The organism is Lysinibacillus sp. FN11 (genome assembly GCF_024628845.1).
GTDB lineage: Bacteria > Bacillota > Bacilli > Bacillales_A > Planococcaceae > Lysinibacillus > Lysinibacillus capsici.
Genome location: NZ_CP102383.1, coordinates 3,086,353 through 3,108,341, shown reverse-complemented (window position 1 = coordinate 3,108,341; position 21,989 = coordinate 3,086,353). Strand labels below are relative to the sequence as shown.

17 protein-coding genes and 1 pseudogene are annotated in these 21,989 nt (G+C 35.5%); 10 read left to right on the top strand and 8 right to left on the bottom strand.

Features of this window, described 5'->3' with window-relative positions:
• The first annotated feature begins 175 nt into the window (after nt 1–175).
• The 4 genes from NP781_RS16395 to NP781_RS16380 all read left to right on the top strand — a co-directional run bounded on the left by NP781_RS16395 (nt 176) and on the right by NP781_RS16380 (nt 5,290).
• Entirely contained in the window at nt 176–1,735 is a 1,560-nt protein-coding gene (locus NP781_RS16395) for a glutathione ABC transporter substrate-binding protein (RefSeq protein WP_257520376.1), read from the top strand.
• A 44-nt stretch (nt 1,736–1,779) separates the two neighbouring features.
• Nucleotides 1,780–3,030, top strand: coding sequence for an amidohydrolase family protein (locus NP781_RS16390; protein WP_257520375.1), 1,251 nt, complete (start codon nt 1,780–1,782; stop codon nt 3,028–3,030).
• A complete protein-coding gene (locus NP781_RS16385; protein WP_221681040.1) occupies nt 3,027–4,244 on the top strand; it encodes an amidohydrolase in 1,218 nt (405 codons plus the stop codon). Before NP781_RS16390 ends, NP781_RS16385 begins: the two co-directional genes overlap by 4 nt.
• A 146-nt stretch (nt 4,245–4,390) precedes the next feature.
• On the top strand, nt 4,391–5,290 hold the full coding sequence (locus NP781_RS16380) for a DMT family transporter (RefSeq protein WP_257520374.1): 900 nt from the start codon (nt 4,391–4,393) through the stop codon (nt 5,288–5,290).
• A gap of 20 nt (nt 5,291–5,310) precedes the next feature.
• Here NP781_RS16380 and NP781_RS16375 read toward each other — a convergent pair whose 3' ends face one another.
• The 7 genes from NP781_RS16375 to NP781_RS16345 all read right to left on the bottom strand — a co-directional run bounded on the left by NP781_RS16375 (nt 5,311) and on the right by NP781_RS16345 (nt 13,096).
• Nucleotides 5,311–6,522 carry an MFS transporter gene (locus tag NP781_RS16375; RefSeq protein ID WP_257520373.1) on the bottom strand — a complete coding sequence of 404 codons (1,212 nt, stop codon included), beginning with the start codon at nt 6,520–6,522 and terminating at the stop codon, nt 5,311–5,313.
• Between the two features lie 9 nt (nt 6,523–6,531).
• The gene (locus NP781_RS16370) at nt 6,532–7,800 is read right to left on the bottom strand and encodes a TRAP transporter large permease (RefSeq protein WP_004226042.1); all 1,269 of its coding nucleotides are present in this window, start codon (nt 7,798–7,800) and stop codon (nt 6,532–6,534) included.
• A complete protein-coding gene (locus NP781_RS16365) occupies nt 7,781–8,278 on the bottom strand; it encodes a TRAP transporter small permease (protein ID WP_048391136.1) in 498 nt (165 codons plus the stop codon). The genes NP781_RS16370 and NP781_RS16365 overlap by 20 nt, the downstream gene beginning before the upstream one ends.
• 246 nt (nt 8,279–8,524) lie before the next feature.
• Nucleotides 8,525–9,571: a DctP family TRAP transporter solute-binding subunit gene (locus tag NP781_RS16360; protein WP_221681037.1), complete on the bottom strand. Its 1,047-nt coding sequence runs from the start codon at nt 9,569–9,571 to the stop codon at nt 8,525–8,527.
• Between the two features lie 57 nt (nt 9,572–9,628).
• Complete coding sequence (locus NP781_RS16355) at nt 9,629–10,663, bottom strand: DctP family TRAP transporter solute-binding subunit (protein ID WP_257520372.1); 1,035 nt, start codon at nt 10,661–10,663, stop codon at nt 9,629–9,631.
• Between the two features lie 280 nt (nt 10,664–10,943).
• On the bottom strand, nt 10,944–11,612 hold the full coding sequence (locus NP781_RS16350; protein WP_257520371.1) for a response regulator: 669 nt from the start codon (nt 11,610–11,612) through the stop codon (nt 10,944–10,946).
• Nucleotides 11,609–13,096 carry an ATP-binding protein gene (locus tag NP781_RS16345; RefSeq protein WP_221681034.1) on the bottom strand — a complete coding sequence of 496 codons (1,488 nt, stop codon included), beginning with the start codon at nt 13,094–13,096 and terminating at the stop codon, nt 11,609–11,611. Before NP781_RS16345 ends, NP781_RS16350 begins: the two co-directional genes overlap by 4 nt.
• Before the next feature lie 915 nt (nt 13,097–14,011).
• On the opposite strand from NP781_RS16345, the gene NP781_RS16340 reads away from it, so the two are divergent.
• The 4 genes and pseudogenes from NP781_RS16340 (at nt 14,012) to NP781_RS16325 (ending at nt 18,040) form a co-directional block, all read left to right on the top strand.
• Complete coding sequence (locus NP781_RS16340; protein WP_004226054.1) at nt 14,012–15,280, top strand: L-lactate MFS transporter; 1,269 nt, start codon at nt 14,012–14,014, stop codon at nt 15,278–15,280.
• 269 nt (nt 15,281–15,549) lie between these two features.
• A pseudogene (locus NP781_RS16335) lies at nt 15,550–16,080 on the top strand (AIM24 family protein); the annotation flags it as partial.
• A gap of 320 nt (nt 16,081–16,400) precedes the next feature.
• On the top strand, nt 16,401–16,943 hold the full coding sequence (locus tag NP781_RS16330; protein WP_257520370.1) for a hypothetical protein: 543 nt from the start codon (nt 16,401–16,403) through the stop codon (nt 16,941–16,943).
• Nucleotides 16,944–17,092: 149 nt separating this feature from the next.
• Nucleotides 17,093–18,040 (top strand): hypothetical protein, encoded by a 948-nt coding sequence (locus NP781_RS16325; RefSeq protein WP_257520369.1) that lies wholly within the window; start codon nt 17,093–17,095, stop codon nt 18,038–18,040.
• 229 nt (nt 18,041–18,269) lie between these two features.
• Here NP781_RS16325 and NP781_RS16320 read toward each other — a convergent pair whose 3' ends face one another.
• On the bottom strand, nt 18,270–18,914 hold the full coding sequence (locus NP781_RS16320; protein WP_257520368.1) for a pentapeptide repeat-containing protein: 645 nt from the start codon (nt 18,912–18,914) through the stop codon (nt 18,270–18,272).
• Between the two features lie 447 nt (nt 18,915–19,361).
• On the opposite strand from NP781_RS16320, the gene NP781_RS16315 reads away from it, so the two are divergent.
• Both NP781_RS16315 and NP781_RS16310 read left to right on the top strand, forming a co-directional pair.
• Entirely contained in the window at nt 19,362–19,946 is a 585-nt protein-coding gene (locus tag NP781_RS16315; RefSeq protein WP_257520367.1) for a tyrosine-type recombinase/integrase, read from the top strand.
• A 351-nt stretch (nt 19,947–20,297) separates the two neighbouring features.
• Nucleotides 20,298–21,989 (top strand): recombinase family protein, encoded by a 1,692-nt coding sequence (locus NP781_RS16310; RefSeq protein ID WP_257520366.1) that lies wholly within the window; start codon nt 20,298–20,300, stop codon nt 21,987–21,989.

Below are 21,989 nucleotides of genomic sequence, written 5' to 3'. Positions count from 1 at the left end.
ACTCCTTTTCTATTTGAGTTGATTTCAATTTAGTGAAAAGCGTAAAGAATGTAAATATTTTATGGCTTATTAGTCAGAAAATTTAAAAAACACGTAAAAATATTAAAAAACAAGTGAATTTTATTTCTTTATAATTCGAAATGTAAGGAACAAATCACACAAGGAGGAAATGTTGATGAAGAAAATGAAGTTCTTTTTATTCATGGCACTAATGACTGTACTTATTCTGCAAGCCTGCTCTACTGCTAGCAATAATAGTACAGAAGGTTCCAAAGAGGGATCAAAAAGCGTAGGAGGAGAATTAGTTGTTCTAAGAGCAGCAGATGCGACAAGTCTTGATCCTCACTTTATTACAGATATTCCATCAGCAAATATTATTCATGGCAAGGTATATGAAACACTTGTCGCTTTTGATAGAGATCGTAAAATTGTTCCATTACTTGCAAAAGAGTGGGAGCAAAAAGATGAAGTCACTTGGACATTTACATTGAATGAAGGCATTAAATTCCATGATGGAGCAGGTTTTAATGCAGAGGCTGTAAAAGCGACATTTGACCGAATTCTAGATCCTGCAACTGGATCACCACAGCGTGATAAATTATCTATGATTAGTGAAGTAGTGGTAGATGATGAATATGTTGTAACGTTGAAATTAAAAGAACCATATGCTCCGCTTCTATCTATTTTAGCTAGTCAAGAGGGGAGTATGATGAGCCCAAAAGCGATTGCTGAAGCAGCGGACGAATTAGCAACTCATCCAGTAGGAACAGGCCCATTTGTATTTGAAACTTGGAAATCAGGTCAAGAAATTACTTTAACTTCGAATAAAGACTATTGGGGAACTGTACCGAAAGTAGATAAAGTAACATTTAAAGTTGTACCAGAGGATTCTACTCGTCTAGCAATGATTGAAAGTGGAGAAGCACATATTGCTGAACAAGTACCTGTAACAGAGATTGATCGTATTGATAATTCTTCAACGATGAATTTATTCCGTGCAGAAGGACTAGCAGTAGAATTTATCGGATTCAACGTGAAAGATGCGTTATTATCAGATGTAAAAGTACGTCAAGCTATTAGCTATGCTGTTGACCGTGAAGCAATTATTAGCGGTATTTATGATAATGTAGGAACACTTGCAAATTCTGCAATGAGTCCAAAAATTATTGGATATTCTAGTGAAACGAAACCGTATGACTATGATGTAGTGAAGGCAAAAGAATTGTTAAAAGAAGCTGGTGTTCAAGAGGGAACAAAAGTTAAATTACTGACAAGTGATCGTAAAGAGCGTATCAACATGGCGGAGGTTATTCAATCTCAATTAAAAGGAATCGGATTAGATGTAGATATTCAAGTAATGGAGTATGGTGCATTTATTTCTGAAATTACGAAAGAGCAGCACCAAATCTTTATTAGTGGCTGGGGTAATGCAACGGGTGATGCTGATTATAACCAATACAATCTATTCCACACTGCTTCTATGGGACCTCCAGGAAACCATTTCTACTATTCAAATCCAGAAGTAGATAAGCTAATTGAGCAAGGACGTTCTGAAGCAAACCAAGAGGCACGTAATGAAATCTACAAAGAAGCCATGCAAATCGAGTTAGACGAGGCTGTCTATATTCCAGTGCGTAACTATGAGCATTTAGCAGTTTACAGCAATGCTGTAAAAGGTTTCTGGTTAGATGCATCTAACTACACGATGATCAGTGGCGTTGAAATTGTAGAATAATCAAATTTGGTGATAGACGAAAAAATACCAATTAGGAGGAAACTATGAGTAAACTATTGCTGAAAAATGTGAGATTAGAAGAAGCATATGAGCGCGAAAATGAACACATTGTTGCTACTCGTACAGGTATTTATGATGTTCTAATCGAGGATGGGTATGTTCAACAAGTAGATAAGGATATAGTGGCTGATGGAGATGTAGAAGTAATAGATGCACAACAGCAACTATTAGTCCCTTCATTCCGAGAGATGCATATTCATATCGATAAAACTTATTTCGGCGGAGAATGGCAGGCACCAAGGCCCATTACTAAAGGGATTTTAACACGCATTGAAGAAGAAAGAACACTACTACCTAAACAATTGCCGACAGCTGCTTATCGAGCTGAGGAAATGGTGAAGTGGCTCATTTCACAAGGGCATACACATATTCGTTCCCATTGTAATGTCGACCCACAAATTGGGACAAAGCATATTGAAATGACAAAAGAGGTTTTAGCAAACTATCGAGATCAAATTACCTATGATATTGTGGCCTTCCCACAGCATGGCTTATTACGCTCCAATGTAGAGGGACTGCTCCGTGAGGCAATGGTAATGGGAGCAACGCTTGTTGGTGGCGTTGACCCATCCATTGTAGATCGCAATATCGAAAAGTCATTGCAAACAACGATAGGTATTGCCCAAGACTATAATGCAGGGATAGATATTCATATTCACACGGCGAACACACTAGGCGAATTTGAATTTTATAAGCTGATTGAGTTAACGAAACAAGCGAAAAAAGAAGGACAAGTCACAATTAGCCATGCGATGGCACTTGCTGATTTAGAACAGTCACGCTTAGAAAATTTAGTTCAAGCGATGGCTGAGGTACAAATGGATGTTACGACAACTGTCCCAATCGATTTGAATCGTTCGACGATACCAATTCCTTATCTTTATAACAATGGTGTCAAGGTATCTGTAGGACATGATAGCTTAACAGATCATTGGTCACCATATGGTACTGGTAATACGATTATGAAATTAAATGTCATGGCGGAGAGATTCCGCTTTATTGATGAATATTCATTAAGTCGAGCTTGGAAATACGCTTCTGGTGGTATCACACCAATGAATGATGCTGGAGAACGGGTTTGGCCTCAAGTTGGTGATAAAGCTAATATGCTGTTAGTGGATGGTGTGAGCACTGCCCATGTGATAGCAAGAAGATGTCCAATTACTACCGTCATTTCACGAGGTAAAATGATACACCAACAGGATGTAGGAGAGTTGAAAGGAGAATTCAGATGAAGCACTGGCTGACAAATGTTCTACTTGAAACAGGAGAATATCTAAAGGAAAATGATACAGTTGGAACGAAAGTGGAGCTTTTTCACCTTGAAATTACAGATGGCTTCATTTCGCAAATTGTACCCGCAACAGACGCAATCGAGTCTCCAAGCGAAGTCACAGATATGAAAGGGAAGCTGCTATTACCTGCCTTTAAGGAAATGCATAATCATTTAGATAAAACTTACTTATCTTTACCTTGGAAGGCTTGTGTGCCCGTAAAGAATTTAAAGGAACGACTTGATCGTGAAGCACAAGAGCTATCCGTTCTAGCTACAACAGGTAAACAACGTGCGACTGCAATGATTGAAAAAATCCTTAAGAATGGTGCGAATCATATTCGTACACATGTCAATATTGATCCATACATTGGATTAAAAAATTTAGAAGGTGTACTAGCGGCATTGGACGATTATAAAGATGTCGTGACATCCGAAGTCATTGCCTTTCCACAGCATGGTCTATTAAGAGATGATGTCCCTAAATTATTGCGTGAAGCTTTACGCAATGGAGCGACGATGATTGGCGGCCTAGATCCAGCTGGCATCGATAACTCGATTGAGCCTTCTCTTTATGAAGTGATGGATATTGCACAGGAATTTAATGTTGATGTCGATATTCATTTACATGATGGTGGCCATGTTGGGTATTACACAATCGATAAATGGATAGATATCGTGGAGGATGCCAAATATCAGGGGAGAACGGCGATAAGTCATGCCTTTTCACTTGGTGATGTATCAGTCATGGAGCAGCATAAAATTGCAGATCGTTTAGCACAACAACAAGTAAAAATAATGTCAACGGTGCCATTTGATTTGCGACGATTAATTCCACCAATTGAATTACTAGCAGAGCGCGGCGTGGATGTCCACTTTGGTTGTGACGGCTTTTATGATTCTTGGAGTCCTAATGGCTCAGGAGATATTTTAGAAAAAGCGACTACTTTTGCAGACATTTCTCGTAAACTTGACGAACGTTCGATTCGACAAACATTAAAATATATTACAAATGGTATCACACCATTGGATGCAAATGGTCAAAAGGCTTGGCCTAATGTGAAAGATGAAGCAAGTTTTGTATTCTTTGACGCAGTTTCAAGCGCTGAAGTTATTGCACGTAAACCATCCAACCGAGTGGTTATGTCAAAAGGTAAGTTTATCAACAAAGTATAAATCTAAATCCCCCTTATTTAGATAACATAGCAAACTAGAAATCTTCTAGTTTGCTATACTTATGTTTTAATAGAAAAGATGAATAAAGGAAAGTAGATTTGCCATTACTTATGTAGAAATCTCTTTATTTGCGGGTGTGATAAAATATGAAACAACTAACAATCTATATGATTTTATTTAGCTGTGTATTTTTTTGGGCTAGTAACTTCATTATTGGCTCTATTTTAATTGACCATTGGGATCCTTTAACAGTCTCCATTTTTAGATTGATTGTCATTGTTCTGTTTTTAGGAAGTATTAGTTGGAAAATAATTTTCCGAACAACATTTACAAGAAATGATTTATTGTTATTGATCCTTGCAGGAATACTAGGCGTTTCCATTAATCACTATAGCTTTTATGCTAGTCTCCAGCACACTTCTCCTATCACTGCCGCTTTAATATTAGCCTGTGCACCGATTGTTACATCTCTACTGAATAAAATGATCTATCATGAATCACGGAACGGCATATTTTGGCTAGGTGCGATACTTTCATTTGTTGGTGTTGGCCTCATCATTACCAAAGGGGCACTTATCACCATTTCAATCGGTGTGGGTGAAGTGTTGAGCTTAATTACAATGCTAAGCTTTGCTTTGTTCCTCATTATTGTCAATCATCTTAGTCAGAAAATGTCAGCCCAGTCGATTACGTTCTATACAAATTTAATAGGTTTACTGGTGCTCGTGCCGTTTTCATTTACTATTTTGCCGCAGACGAATTGGCAAGTTGCAATGCCCTACTGGTTTTTGCTCATTTTATCAGCGATTATTATCCACGGGGTAAGCAATTTAATATGGAATCAAAAAATGAAGGAGGTCGGCTCAACAAATGCGTCACTGTTGTTAAACTTTGAGCCAGCTATAGCCATGCTATTGAGTGCGGTATTTTTAAAACAATTCCCTACAAGTGTTCAATTATATGGCTTTTTATTAATTTTAGTAGGAATTTTACTGTGCATATATTATAAAGAAATGAAAGCAATTGTACTTGTAAAAAAACAATGAATTAGCAAAAAAAGAGATGCTCATTTTTTGAGTACATCTCTTTTTTTCTGTTTCTGTAGCGAATTTAAAATAAATAGGTATGTTATTGGCAGAAAAGCAGTAATGATTACGATACCATGCCATTGAAATAATGACCAAACAGGGCTTAATATTGTGCTTCCAGAGGCCACCCCAAGGTAATAAGCGACCAGATATAGACTAGAGGCACTTCCTTTTTGAGAAAGAGCTAGCCGACTTACCAATGAAGAAGTTAATGCATGAGCAGTAAAAAAACCTAAACATGCTAGACAAAGTCCAATTACAATAATGAAAAGTGACTTGCTTAATGTAAAAAGTATTCCCACAGTTAATAAACAAACTCCAAATGTTCGAATGGTATTTAATCCAACTTTTCCTGCAAGTGCATTAGCAATAGGCGAACCAATAATACCTAAACCATAGGCTAAAAAAATAAAAGAAATGCTTTGTAAAGATAATAGAAAAGGAGGCGCTGTTAAGTAATAGGGAATAAATGACCAAACCCCAGCAAAGGATAATTGTAAAATAACTCCTAATCCAAAAAGTATTAATATTTGAGGGTTTTTCAAATGGAAACAAAAGCCTTGTAAATCTTGTTGAATCGTACGCTGTTGTACCGAAAAATTTTTGGATTTAGGTAGCATCCACCAGACAATTACCATAACGATGCACCCCATAATGGCTAATGAAACAAATGCCATTTTCCATGAAAAATATTCAGTGATATACCCCACCATGAGTCTACCAATTGTTCCGCCTAGTGCATTACACGAAATATACAATGCAGTGGCAAAGCCCATTGATTGTTGATCAATTTCTTCGCTAAGATAGGCAAGTGCTGCTGCAGGTACACCTGCAATAGCAAAGCCCTGAATAAAGCGTAATAAAATAATAGTAGAAAAAGAATCAGTTAGTGGCATGAAGAAAAATGGTATGATGGTAAAGACTATGGATAAATGAATGAATAATGCTCTTCCATATCGATCTGATAAAAAACCTAGCACGATTAATCCAACAATTACTGATAGAGTAGTCATAGATACGGATAGACTTGCAACGGATACAGAAATATGAAATTGCTCTGTAAAGAAGGGGAGCAGGGGCTGAACAGAATACATTGCAGCAAAGACAAAAACCGAAGCCCCGCCCAAACTAATGAAAATTGTCCAAAAAGAGCGATCTCTTATTGAATAACCCTTTGTATTTATACCCATCTTAATGCCTTATTTCATTTGCTCTGGTAACCAGAGAGAAAGTTGTGGGATTAAGACAACAAGTGCTAAGAAGATAATCATTAAAATGATAAACGGTATAACGCCTTTTACCACTTCCCCAAGTTTTTCTTTTGCTATCCCACTTACCACAAAGAGATTCAATCCAACTGGTGGTGTGATCATACCTAATTCCATATTAATCGTCATAATAATGGCAAAGTGTAATAGATTGATATCGAAGTGTGCAAGAATTGGCAATAATATTGGTAAAGTGATTAAAATAATAGAGACAGCTTCTAAGAACATACCCATAATAAAGAACAAAATATTGACAATGATCATAAAAATCCACTTATTTAAATCGCTTTCAGCAATCCATGCGCCCACTTGTTGTGGTACTTGTGCATTTGTTAAATAAAGCCCAAATAACGAAGCGGCACCTATTATTAAGAAAATCATAGCGGTAATATTAATAGATTCTACTAATACTTCGCGGAAATCCTTTAGCTTCATTTCACGATAGATAAACAAGGATACAATAAGGCCATAAAAAACTGCAATCACCGCTGATTCAGTTGGTGTCACAACTCCTGAATAGATTGTTCCTAAAATTAAAAAAGGTAAAAATGCTCCCCAAATGGCTTTTAAAGATTTACGCCCACGTTCTTCCCAAGAAGCTGGTTGATCTCCATTAAATCCATTGCGTTTCGCATAAAAGATGGCAGCAATAATTAAAATTCCTGTTAAAGCTAATCCAGGAAGAACCCCAGCCATAAATAATTCACCAATTGATTGCTCCGAGGTGATACCATAAATAATTAATGGAACACTCGGTGGAATTAAAATTCCTAATGTACCACCTGCTGCAACAAGTCCCATCGAATAACGTTTTTTATAGCCTGCTGAAATCATTGCAGGGATCATAATAGAGCCAATTGCTGCTGCTGTGGCAGGTGAAGAGCCTGAAATAGCGGCAAAAATAGCACAGGCAACAATTGTAACAACTGCAAGACCACCTGGCAGGTGACCAATCCATGCACGTAAAGCTTCAATTAAATATTTTGATATCCCACCGCGCGCCATTAATACGCCAGCTAGCACGAATCCTGGGATGGCCATCATAGGGAAGGAATCTAATGCAGTAAAAATGCGCTGTGGAATCATATTCATATTAAAATCTATTTGGAAGAACACTAGAATTGTTGATAGTGCTAAGCTAATAGCAACAGGTACTCGTAGAAATAATAGCAAAAAGAAACTAAGTAAGAGGATTAGCATATTCTTCATCCTTTCCTCGTAGAATATTAACTAATCGTTCTACGAATCTTAGTAAAAATAAAATACCTGAAAGAGGTAGGACTAAATATACAATCCACATTGGAATCCCGATATCAAGTGAAACCATACCAGATGTATAGCGATTTTCCACTAAAACAAAACCATAGTACGTGTAAATTAAGCAAAAGGCGATGCTCAAGCCTGTTGCTACTAAATCTAATAGACGTTTTTTCGATGGCTTTAACTTGTCATATAGAATATCCACCTGTATATGCTGATTGTGGCGAAGAGCTAAGCCAAACCCCAAAAATGTACCCCAAATTATAGAATAGCGTGCTAATTCCTCTACCCATGCTTGTGGCTCATTGAATATGTAGCGCATAATAACCCCATAAAAAATGAGTACAACACCTGCTACGAAAAAAATTCCTGCAAGAATTTCTTCTAAGTAGCCCCATATTTTATAAACGGCCTTCATGTTTTTACCTCCTTTATTTAAAGTTAAAAACGGATGCTTTTATTCCCACTGTAAATGTTGCAGTTTGAAGTGAGCTTCTTAGCACCCGTTTTTAAGTAAGCGATATACTAATAAAATTATTGATATTGACGATAAATCATCTACTACAGTGCAACTTCCTAACAAAGAATACCCTAGAAGTTGTTACGATTTTCTATTCCTTACATCAACTAATTGTTGGAATAGTAAGTTTTTTAAGAACTCTGTTTATTTTAAATCACGAATACCATTAATGAGTTCTTCTGTGATAACATCAGTAAACTCTTCATAAACTGGTTCCAGTTGTTTTTTGATGGCTTCTTTTTCAGCATCTGATAGCTCAATGACTTCGATGCCAGAATTTTTAATGTTTTCGAATGATTTTTCGTTTTCTTCCGCAGCTAAATCCCAAGCTAACGTTGTTGCCTCATTTAATGATTCTTCAACTGCTGTCAATAGCTCTGAAGGTATTTTTTCCCAAAATGTTTTGTTTACAAAGATGGCATAGTCTAGACGACCATGTTCAGATACGGAGAAGTACTTTTGAACTTCTTGATATTTTTGAGTATCAAAGTTATTAAATGTGTTTTCTTGTCCATCTACTGTTCCTTGTTGTAAGGCAGCATACGTTTCACCAAATGCAATTGTCGCAGAACCTGCATTTAAAGCCTTAAACTGCGATTCTAAAACTTTACCTGCTTGTGCTCTGAATTTTAGTCCTTTAAAATCGTCCACTGTCACAAGTGGGTGTTTGTTATTGGAAAAGTGTTTAAAGCCATTTTCCCAGAACACGAGACCTTTAATGTCGTTAGCTGCTAGTTGTTCAGATTCTAAAATTAATTTTGCAACATCTGAATTAAAGAACTTACGAGCATGCTCTTGATTTTCAAAAAGATATGGCATATCAACGTATTGCCAGCGAGGGTCGATTTTTACCATTTTCGTTACAGAAGGAGCAATCATATGCACATTTCCTGATACTAAGGCATCTAATTCATCGTTATCTCCATAAAGTTGCGAGGATGGATAAACCTCAACTTTCACTTTACCCTCTGTTTTTTCCTCTACTAATTTTGCAAATGCCTCGGCTGCTTTACCTTTAACACTATCAATTGAAGTTACATGCGAGAATTTAATAACAAGAGGTTTTTCTTTGGTGTAGCCACCATCTCCCTCAGCTGCTGGTGCAGAAGCTTGTTCTTTTTTGTCGCCACCACAAGCTGCAAGTACTAGTAAAAGCAAAGCCATGAATGACATGAAAAGCCATTTTTTCATTCTATATCCCCCTAAAATATATATTTATAGTTAAAAGGGCAACCTTTTAAACCCTAGTTAATGAAATTGATTTTTAGGAAGTGCCTCAATATATTTAAAACCATAATTTTCTGTATAATAGTCGTATACTGGTTTAAAGGCTTTTTCCCAATCCTCTATTTCTTCCTCCGTTAAATAATGAATTTGTATGCATTGACATGCTTCCATTTCCTGAAGTCTTTCTGCACTTAAATTCTCTGCTTGTTGCCACTCCCATTTTTGTACTTCCTCAAGAGTATCAATCAAAAGCTCCTGTACATTTTTAGGGAGGGAATTCCAAAATTCATTGTTCATTAATAACAAATAGCCTAGATAGCCATGATTACTAATAGTTAAGTAATCTTGAAGTGAATGTAGATTTTTGCTTGTAATATTAGTGAGCGTATTTTCTTGCCCATCAACATTGCCTTTTTGTAGTTGATGGAAGACCGTATTAAAATCGATTCGTCTAGGATAGGCACCGGCAATGGAAAATTGCTCGGCTAAAATATCACTTGGCATTATTCTCATGCGTAAGCCTTGTAAATCAGTTAAGTTTTGGATGGGACGAATACTATTACTTAACTGTTTAAAACCACTATCCCATATGCCCATCGAGATTAGATTGTGTTTATTTAATCTCTTCATTAATGATTGCCCAACTTCGCTTTCAACATATGTATGAACTTCTTTTGCATTTTTAAATGCATAAGGTAAATCCATGACAGACCATTCGGGTACAAACGTAGTAATTTTTGAAATGGCAGGGGCAATCATCTGAATATCTCCTCTTAAAAGAGCATTCATCTCCTCACCATCCTTGTACAGTACACCATTTGGAAAAACTTGAATCTCTACATGACCATTACTTCGTTCCTTAATAAGCTCCGCAAATTTAATTGCTGCCATTCCTTTTGGTGTGTTTTCACCAACAACATGTGAAAAACGAATGACAATTTGTTCTTCATGACTTAATTGCTCATTGTCAGTTGGATAGGTTTGCTGTTGACAGCCTATAAGGATGGTTAAAAAACATAAGTTTAAGAATAGTACTTTTATAGGGTTACGCCACATGTCAATTCACTCCTAACTGTATAAGATGTGAACGCTTTCTATTGTATTTTATACGAATAAATATTCAATATTATGGTTTTAATGAACATTTTGGTATTTATGGTATATAACAATTAGTTATATTGATAAATTGTTATAATACAAGATGATTGCTAGAGAAAAAAGAATCTGCTTACTTTTCTTTTATTAATGTGCATAGTAAAGCATCATAAAGCTATGCATAATAAGAAAAATAGCAGATTCTATATGAGTTTTTATTTTAATAACTATTTGTGCTCAACTATTTTATAGAATAATATTTCGTTGGTCGTCCAACTGTTCCATATTGTAGTTCAATGCTAACGGTTCCTTTAGTTGCTAAAAAATCTAGGTATTTTCGAACTGTGACCCTTGCCATTCCAACATTTTGGGCCAGCTGCTCGGAGGTTATAGCTACTCGATATGTTGTTAAATAATCTAATATTTGTTTCATCGTTAAATTGTTTAAGCCTTTAGGTAATTCATTTGACCCTTGTTGTATACCTAGCCAATTATCAATATCCTCTTGATTTAAGGCCGTGCAATTAGAAAACAACTTGGAGCTATTTTTATATTGCTGTAAAGCTTTTTCAAAACGTTCGAAACGAAAGGGCTTAATGAGATAATCGCTTGCACCAAATCGTAAAGCCTCTTGAACAGTCGGAGCATCCCGCGCAGCAGTTATCAGAATAATATCTGAGGGAATCCTTTCTGAACGGAGTTTTAAAAATAAATCCATACCAGTCATATCTGGTAAAAACATGTCTAGTAAAATTAAATCTGGTTTTTTCACTTTAATTTTTTCGTAAGCATCACGACCAGTGATCGATTCGCCTACAAGCTGAAAACCAACCATTTTATTTAAAAAACCTTTATTTATCTCAAGCACCATTGGATCGTCTTCTACAATAAAAACTGAAAGTATGCTCATTGTTCCTCTATCATCCCTACCTCAATAGTAATATTTGTACCGATATTGACCGTTGATTCAACTTGTATATTTCCGTTATTAGATTCTACAATTTGTTTAACAAGTGCAAGGCCAATACCATGTCCTTCCTTTTGTTTGGTAGTAAAACCATATTCGAAAATTCGATGCGGTAAACCTATTATCCCCAAGCCACTATCCTGTACTTCTATATATAGATAGTGCTTATCGCCAATTAACGTTAATCGTACATCTTTATACGTACACTCAAAGCATGCTTCCATCGCGTTATCAAGCAAATTCCCAATTATAGTTACCAAATCACCACTAGAAAAACCGCTCATAATATCGGCTAGCTTTGAATCATCATCAATGGTCAGTTCCACGCCGAGTTCTTTTGCTCGCGAGTACTTCCCAAGTAGTAAACCTTGAATCGAGTAATCAAGTATTTTATCATGTAAAATTTGTATAATTTCCTCTTCATCCGTAATTTCATCAATAATAAGACTCAGAGCTTCCTCATTACGATCTAGTTGAATTAATCCTGCAATACTATGTAAACGGTTCATATATTCATGCTGTTGAGCTCGTAAGGAATCCACAAGCATTTTAATCCCTGTTAATTCTTCAGCTAACATATTTGCCTCTTTACGATCCGTTAACATTATAAGGTATCCAGCATTTTGATCTAAAATTCGAATAGGGAAGGTGCGTACTAAATACATCTGGTCATGTATAAGTAAAGGTCTATATATTTCATGCTGCTGTAAAATGTCTTCCGCAAGCCATGTCCCATTAAATAATTCTTTGCGGGAAATTCTTTGTTCAAAGAAATGAGTATACTGCCTTGCGAGACGGTTAATAAATGATACATTACCGCTTTCGTCAGTTGCTAATATACCGATATCCATTGCCTGTATAATGCCAGATCGTTCTTCGACTAAGCGAGCGATTTCGTATGGTTCTAAGTTAAATGTTTGACGCTTTAAGTGATTAGCCACCCAGACTGAACCACCTAATCCAATAGCTAGTCCCCAAAAAAGAGAAATCAATATATCAAATTGATATTCATCTAATAGGTTGTACCATTTTGGTGTGAGTAACCCAACTGTAATAACACCAACTTGTTGTGTACCTTCTTCATTCATTATAGGAACGAATGCACGGATGGAATAGCCAAGCACTCCCTGAGCTTTTGATATGTATTCATGCTGTGAAAAAGCTTCTATTTCGTCTCCACCCTCAAAAACTGTGCCAAGTTTGCTCTCGGAAGGGTGAGAATAGCGGATTTTCTTCATATCAATAATCACGATATAATCAACATCAGTTGTTAAACGAATTCTCTCCGCAATGGGTTGAATAACTTCAAATCCATTCGGCTTCCCAACATTATTTTGTACATCTGTCAGTTGTGAAACGGTTCTCGCGATAGCAATGGCTCGTGCTCCAAATTCTTTCTCAAATGCACCCGAAAGGTTATGGAGCATGATAGCACCACTTGTTGCTATAGAAAAAAGGACAATAATAAATGAAAAAATAAACATTTTTAGACGTAAAGATATATTTTTCATAGACATATAAAAGAGCGATAGCTATTAGCTTTCTTTTATACATTCATCACCTCAATTCTACAAAATAAGCATGTTTACCTTAAAACATACTAAAAATTCTTAGTTTATACTAAATTACCATAAATAACAAAGCTGTTGTAATACAAGATTTGTTGAAGAGTATTTTTTTTATTGTGTAGTATAACAAAACGATTGATAAATATGATTTATATTGTTGTAATGGCATACATATGCCAGAAAATTGGACTCTAATATATATATTTGAATAATAAAAAATTTTTCACTTTCAATAAATAATTTGAAATATACATTGATTGTATTGTAATTTTTTTAAATTATAATAAAAATATGGAAATAAAAGACGGAAACCAGCTTTTTGTTCATACATATAAAAGTAAAAATCTTGTAGAAAATAGTTTCAAATTTCTCTTCTGTTCTTAAAAATTCTAGCGTAATAAACTAAATAAATAGTTCTTTCTTTAGATAGATAATAGAAATTAATTTTCTAATTAAGATTTTATTCATAAACAGCATGTGAAAATATACACAAAAATAATTATTTAAGAATAATTAATATATAACGATAAAATAGAGTAGAAAAATAATAAAATCTAGTTTATGTAGATTTTTTAGTTTGTAAAACTTCATTTTTCTTAGAGGCTGTAAGGTTTGTTTGATTTTAATTTTTAAGAAAAGAATGAAAAACTTTTTGGAGAAATAATATTTTTTAGAAAAACATCTTGCATTTGAATAATTCTAAGTGGTAAATTGTTTTACATGGACGTTCATAGAATTTTCACAGGTAGCAAAAGAGGGGAGAAATGAGAATTTATGAATAAAAATAGATGGTTAATTGCATTATCTGCAATCGCTATTCACCTTTCAATCGGTGGAGCCTATGCATACAGTGTATACAAGCTACCGATTGTCACAGAAATGGGATGGAGTGAAACAAAGGTAACGATTGCCTTTACCATTATGATGGGATTAGCTGGTTTCTCAGCTGCATTATTTGGTAGTTTAGTAGAAAAAATGGGACCACGTAAATCGGCGATGGTAGCAGCTGTCTTATTTGGAGCAGGACAAGCTGGTGCTGGTGTAGCCATTTCAATGGATTCTGTTGTTATGTATTGGTTAACATATGGTGTTCTTAGTGGATTAGGAATGGGGATTGGCTATATTGCACCTGTATCAACACTTGTAAAATGGTTCCCAGACCGTCGTGGTCTAGCAACAGGTATGGCCGTACTTGGTTTTGGATCGGGTGCACTGATTACAGCACCAGTCGCAGCCAACTTAATGGAGGCAGTTGGCATTTCTACAACATACTTTATTCTAGGGGCAAGTTACTTCACGTTAATGATTTTAGGGGCTTCATATATAGCACCACCTAAGCCAGGTTATATGCCTGCTAATATGAAAGCAGCTGCCAATAATGGTAAGGACGTAGTGAAGAAAGATTTAGCTGTTATGTCAGCACGAGAAGCTGTTAAAACAAAGCACTTCTGGATGCTTTGGTCAATGCATTTAGTTAATGTAACAGCAGGGATTATGATGATTTCTGTTGCTTCACCAATGGCACAGGAAATTGTTGGTCTATCAGTAGCAGGTGCTGCCGCAATGGTAGGAATTATGGGGTTATTTAATGGTGGTGGTCGTTTAATCTGGGCCGCTGTGTCTGATTATATCGGTCGTTCTAACGTTTTCGTTATTTTCTTTACTGCACAGCTAATCACATTTATCGTTTTACCACATACAACTAACGTAATTATTTTCCAAGCACTTATCTTCTTAGTTGTTAGTTGCTATGGTGGTGGGTTCTCAAATCTACCTGCATTTGCAAGTGATTTATTTGGCACAAAGCAACTTGGTGTGATTCATGGTTATTTATTAACAACGTGGTCATTGGGTGGAGTATTTGGACCGTTGTTAGTAAGTGCAATCAAAAATGCGTATGGAAGCTATATTCCTGTATTCTATGTATTCGCAGGTTTAATCGCAGCTTCGTTGATTATTTCCTTAACGTTACGTGCAGATGTACGTAAGCAAACAGCTTTAAAAGCAGCGCAAAATGTTGGAGATGTATCTGCTACACAATAATATGAACTTTCAAATTACTATATAGGTGTCATTTCGTGGATGGCACTTATATAGTTATTTTTTTGAAGCGCTTGTTATATAACAATTGTAATTTCTTTGTTTAATGTATAACAGCACATGTCTGATGTCAATAACATTACTGGAAATAAAGTGATTTCGTTATTAAAAGAGAAATTTTGTAACGAAATGCACAATGAGGAACAAACCGTTAAAAATTGAATCTTTTCTCAAAGATCAACGTATATAAAGTAATTAGGGAGGGATCAATCATGGGGAAATTTTCTTTAGATGAATTTGTTCATAAAACACAGCAGGACGATAATGAGAATGATTATTTTGAATTGGAAACTGAACGCGTATTAGAGGTTAATCTAAACGGTGAAGTGTGGTCAAAAATGGGCGCTATGATTTCCTATACAGGTGATATTAAATTTGAACGTGAGCGCGTCTTGGAGCATGGTCTTGGCAAAATGTTTAAAAAGGCTTTAACGGGTGAAGGTACGCAATTGATGAAAGCTAGCGGAAAGGGTAGACTCTATTTAGCGGACCAAGGAAAGAAAGTAACTGTTTTTGATTTGAAAAACGACAGTATTTGTGTCAATGGTAATGATTTACTTGCCTTTGAGCCTAGCATCGAATGGGATATACGTTTGATGCGTAAAATGGCTGGCATCATGTCAGGTGGTTTATTTAATGTAACCCTTCAAGGAACAGGGAAGGTTGCGATTACAACTCATTTTGAACCACTGACATTATTAGTGAAGCCAGGTGAAACAGTATATACTGATCCGCATGCTACTGATTTGAACGACAAAAAGATAAAATGTTAGAACACGCTACCTATAAGGGTTTAGCGTGTTTTTTGTTTTCAGTAAGATTCAACAATCTATCAAAATTCACAAGTAAGGAAAGTTTTTTTCATTTTCTAAAAGCGTAATTATTAAGCTTATATTAATCAATGATGCTATTCTGCAAAAATTTATTTTTGGAAAATCCTTTGCAAAAGTTGAAAATTAACATAAAATATATAGTAAGGGGTATTTTACCCTAAGAATAGATTTGAGGTTTTGGAAGATAGGTAAACACACACAAATATTCTATCTAAAGGAACTGATAACTAATGAAACAGCAACAAGAAGAAACAGCAAGAAGCAAACAGAAAGAGCAAGCTCGCACAGTGAGCAGACTATTCGCTAAACATGGCATTGACCTGAGTTTGGTAGAAGCAGGCAGGACGCTTTACCAATCGTTTATTCAAGCCAAAGACCGCACAAAAAAAGACCCTTACTATATCAAAAAGGGCATCAAATTTAACTTCAACAAAAAGCCAAGTTTAGCTTTGATTGAAGTCATAAACGGTGACATTGCTTTTTGGCAAGGATGGTTTAAACAGCAGGCAATCTTTGATAAAACAGGTCTTGAAGACGATAGACCGACTTTGCATAGATTAGACCCCGATGGTCACTATGAGTTTGGCAATATTGGAGCTTTACCATGGGGAGAGCACAAGCAAGAACACGCAGTCCCCTTGCTGATTATTGACACTGACAATCTGACAATCAATAGCTATGAGAGCATTACGAAAATGGTTGATGCAGAGGGCATTAAACAGCACAAAATTGATGCTGTTCGAGCTTCCAAAAAAGATGCAGAAAAGGAATAGGGGCTTAATGCTCCTATTTTTTTGATTGAAGAAGTCGCCCCTATAATAAGGTTAGCAAAAGGTTACTTTCTTCAATTCTAATTCTAATTTTAATCGTAATTTATAGTTGATATTGATTAGTTTCAATGTTGATAGAAAGAGTGAATCATATGACAACTAAGACAAACACAAATTCAGCAATTGGTAAGGATATTTCAAAGATTCCTAACCGACATAAACCTTATTTCAAGGTTGATTCAGATAACAAAATCATTGGATATAAGCGTAACATAGGCATTGATAAGCTGATTCTAAAGGCAAGGTTCACAAAAGAAGAAATTGAGGATTTGACTTCACAATTTATCTCTTATGACCAACATGAATCATTGCCCAATGGCTATACATTGGTTTACCATATCGTTGACTTAAGAGAGCCATATGGTGTTTATATCAAGTTATTGCCTTTTGAAGATGGCGTAAATACAGAGATTCAACTTCATTCAAAGTTCACAACTAATCTAATTGGGAACAGTCCTGTGATTCTTGATATTCTAAACAATCCAAAGTGGTTCATAGTTCGCTTAGATGTAGCTACTGACTATGTAACACCATTCAATACAAGTGCTTATTTGCGTACTCATGGCAACAAGAAACAAACCAATTTTGAAACATCATCATGGGCAGGTTCAATGGGCAATCCAAATAAAAAAGCTTGTGATTCTCATTATGACCGCAAAGCAAAAGATGAAATGTTAGAGGACAACTTCATTAATCGTTTTGAGGTCAAATTGTTCTTCAAAGAATCAGATGGTATGAAGCTTTATGACTTAAATCATGACGAAATCATAGCACGCTTGCAGAAGGAAATGTTTATTCCATGCCTGACTTATTCGTATTTCCATGATAAGCAGGTTAAAACAAATCGAGGTCAGAAGGAATACATTGACCTTATTAAACAAGCAAAAGGGGCGGATTGTGAGAACACTATCAAACCACATCTTACTGATGCACAGTGGAAAACATTCCGTAAGCATTTCAAAGAGAGCAGGGACGATATTGAGCAAGCTTATATTGACGTACAGGACTTTATGTATGATTTTTTAAAAGCACAACATTAATTGTTGTGCTTTTTCTTTTTGAAGCACCGCAGAACAGCATTGTAAAGCATCGAGATTCGTTCAAGTGGATGATTGGTCACGTGGATTAAGCTCACAGAGCGATTCTAAGAAGCGTACTTGTGATTGTTATGATGCATAACAAAAGGACTTGGGTGAATGTTACTCACAAGCCCTTAGATTGATTGTGATGAGTATTGTTTCGGCTAAAGAATAGTCAATAGTTGCCCACTTAAACTATTTTTAACCCTAATAAACTTGCAAAGCCGATTGCTTGTTCAGTAGATACTGTACAACCCCTTAAAGATTCTAAATCTAAAGTTATGTGTTGAAACGAACTTGTACTTAAATCAATTCCTTTAAGAGAAGTGTCTGTGAAATCAATATCATTTATATCACAGTTTTCAAAACCAACTTTATTCAAAACACAATCATAAAAATATGCATTTCGGAGAGAAGCTTCATCGAAAATGACTTGTTTAAATCGAGCTTCTGCAAAGTTAGTTAAATTTGCTATACACTCATTAAAAATGGAATTACTAATATTTGCCTTAGTGAAATTACTTCCTAAAAGCTTACACCGTTCAAATCGAACTCTATTTAACCTAGCATTGCTTAGGTCGAGATTGGATAAATCACAGTTTTCGAAAATAACGTCTGTCATATCTATTTGATAAAAAGTGCTATCTATAAAAGTAACATTTTTAAGATGTATTTTTGATAAAGTTAGTAAATCTATTCTCTCGTTTTCAATCAATGTATTTTCGATTAATCCGTTTGATAAATATGGCTCTTCTTCATAAAAAATATCTTGAAAGTTTATCTTATCTATTACTGTTGGAATAATTGGTTCATCTAGTTTTATTTTTCTATTCATAAATTAGTTCCACGCTTTCTATATAAATTTACAATACAAAGTTTAGAACATTTGTTCTTGGTAGTCAAATAAAAGTGCTACAAAAACACAACCTTGTTGTTGCAACGATACGAGCTTGTCTAAACCGCTACTAATCTAATCAATCACTAATGCTTGATGAATCGCATCATAAACCTGTATCAATTGCACCAATGGATAAATAGATGAAAGAGCAGCGATACACAGGTCAAATTGGTTCATTGATTAAAAGCAGATGATTCTATATAGCTGTTTATTCAAATGGAACATACGTTCTAACGAGAATGGATTGGAATTTGAATGTATGCTTTTGTTTAAAAGGATACATATGAAATGTTGGTATATAGCTGTTCTTATATTGACCTTTAATTGAATGTATGGTATTATAAAAATAATAATAAAAGGATACATAAGAAAGAGGTCATAAACATGGCAAATAAGAATCCAAAAGAAGGTACATTAATTGATGTACAACCATTGAAAGATAAGAAAGATATTAATAACTTAATTGAAGCTTTAGGCATGACAAAAGAATTTGGTCTACGCAATCAACTTCTATTCAAGCTCGGCATTTCAACAGGTCTTAGATGTGGTGACCTAGTGGCACTTACTGTGGAACAGGTTAAAGGGAAATCTAATTTTAAAATTCGTGAGGGTAAAACTAAGAAAGAGCGTACAGTGTACCTTAACAATCTTATGGCTGATATTGCAGAATACATTGAAACGCTACCACAAGGCACAGTGTACCTATTCCCAAGCCGTAAAGGTGACGGTCATATTTCAACTACACAAGCTTATCGCATCATCACAAAAGCAGGTGAAATGATTAGTAGGAATGACATTGGTACTCACACAATGCGTAAAACATTTGGTTACACATACTACCAAGCTACAAAAGACGTAGCCACACTCATGGAAATCTTTAATCACAGCTCGCAGAAAACAACGCTACGCTATATCGGAATCACAGAAGAATCAATAGAAAATAGCATTAAGAGCATTTCATTCTTCTAATGGCTCTATTGTTCTAAAAGCATTGATTTATAAGGGTTTATCATCTATTCAATAACTTTAAATTGACCTGTAAAATCTCTCTTTTACTTAGTATTGATATTGCAGGTCAGTGAGCTTGTCAGAGCCGTAAAGTGACCTCGTAGGAGCTTCACAGAGCCACGTCACAGGTTGGGGCGATACATAAAGTTGTGTGAGCGTCAGAACGTCTCAGAAGGGCATCTGACAAGGATTTAGAAAATATTTACAAAGGGCGGTAGGTAGCCCCCTAGTTTCCGATATTTGAGCTATTAGCAATTGAAAGTAGGCATGACCTGCTACATCTACACACCACGAGAGAAGGAGCGAAACGATATGACACAGAATAAACAAGATATTCGTGCTGTAGCATATACACGTGTAAGTACCAAAAAAGAAGGACAAGATAAATCCTATGAAGGTCAAAAGAGATACTATAAATCTTTTTGTAAGCAACAAGGATATAATTATATTGACACATATGCAGATAAGGGAAGTGGAACAAACGCTACAAGAAAAGAGTTTTTAAAAATGCTTAAAGACGCAGGGATTGACGCTAAAAAGCTCGATGGTAGTAAAGACTACGATTATACAATATCAAAAACACGTAAACCTTTATTTGATTTGATAGTCTGTAAAGATACAAGTCGCTTTGCTCGTAATGCGTCAGAAGGAATGACTTTAGTAAAGCGGTTAAGAAAAATTGGAGTACATATTTTCTTTGAAGGACTAGATTTAAGTACAGATGTTGCCGATAACGATAATCAAATCAATCAATGGTTTTTAAACGGTGAAAATGAATCGAGAGCTACTTCAAGGCGCATAAAAAATGCTTTTAAGTTCATTAAAGAAGAAAATGAATACCCAACAGGCATGTTTCCTTATGGACTATATAAAGATGAAACAGGTAAGCTATGTGTCGATGAAGATAAAAAGAAGGTTGTTAATGAAGTTTTTGAGTTAGCAAAAACAATGGGCTGTAGAAGAATTGCTAACATTTTAAATGAAAAAGGTTATCCAACAACTACAGGCACTAAGTGGGGCTATTCACAGGTAAACACTATGCTGAAAAACACATTGTACTATGGAACAGCTATGAGTGGCAAAACAGAGGTCAAGGCTTTAACTGAAAATCCTAGTCCTGTGCCTGTTGAACAACAAACGAAAATGGTTGATATTCTAAAAGAGCCTATTATATCCAAAGAGGAATTTGAAAAAGTTCAATTAATCTTAGCGGATAGAAGTTCTAACAAAAATGGTACTAAACGAGGACAAAACGTTGCTAAGAAAAAGGATATATTTTCTAAAAAAATCAAGTGTGCGAGATGTGGTGGTGCTTATACACGAGCTGTAAGAAGGTATAAACATCAGAACGGTGAGGTAGTTGAGTTCTACTATTATTACTGTCTGACACGTAATAGAGCCAACGCATGTGATAACAGTAGGCATGTACCATTTAATACATTAAAAAAAGCAATCTCTATGATAGAGCCAAAATTACTTTTCGGTGACAAGGGAATGGGTGCTTCAATCATAAAGACGATTGAACAAGTGAAACGTGAACATGCAAAGATTGCAAGTGACTATCAAACTAAGATTAGTGACAATATGGTTTTGATTGCTGAAAAGTCACAAGTTCTTACAAAGCTAAAGATAGACAGTGTAATTGAGATGGTGGAATCTGAAATCAACGAATTGATGGAACAGAACCACGAGCTACAGCAGAAAATTAACTCTCTTAAGCTCTCTAATTTGGATAGACTTGTTCAAACTGTAGGAGAGCGTGAAGCAGAAATCTTAAGTCTATCGGAATCAATAACAGAGGAAGATAAGTTGAGAATGATAAGTGAAATAAGAATAGATGGTTACAAGTACACATTCTTTTTTGATGTGCCTAACTTCAATGATATTATCAATGAGTTGAACAGTTTTGTTTCAACAACTTTAGAAGCTGATACAGTACTTGAGGATATTTTGAATGAGTTTAGAGTGGTTGAGCAAAACAAGAAATTAGTAGTAGCATACTGA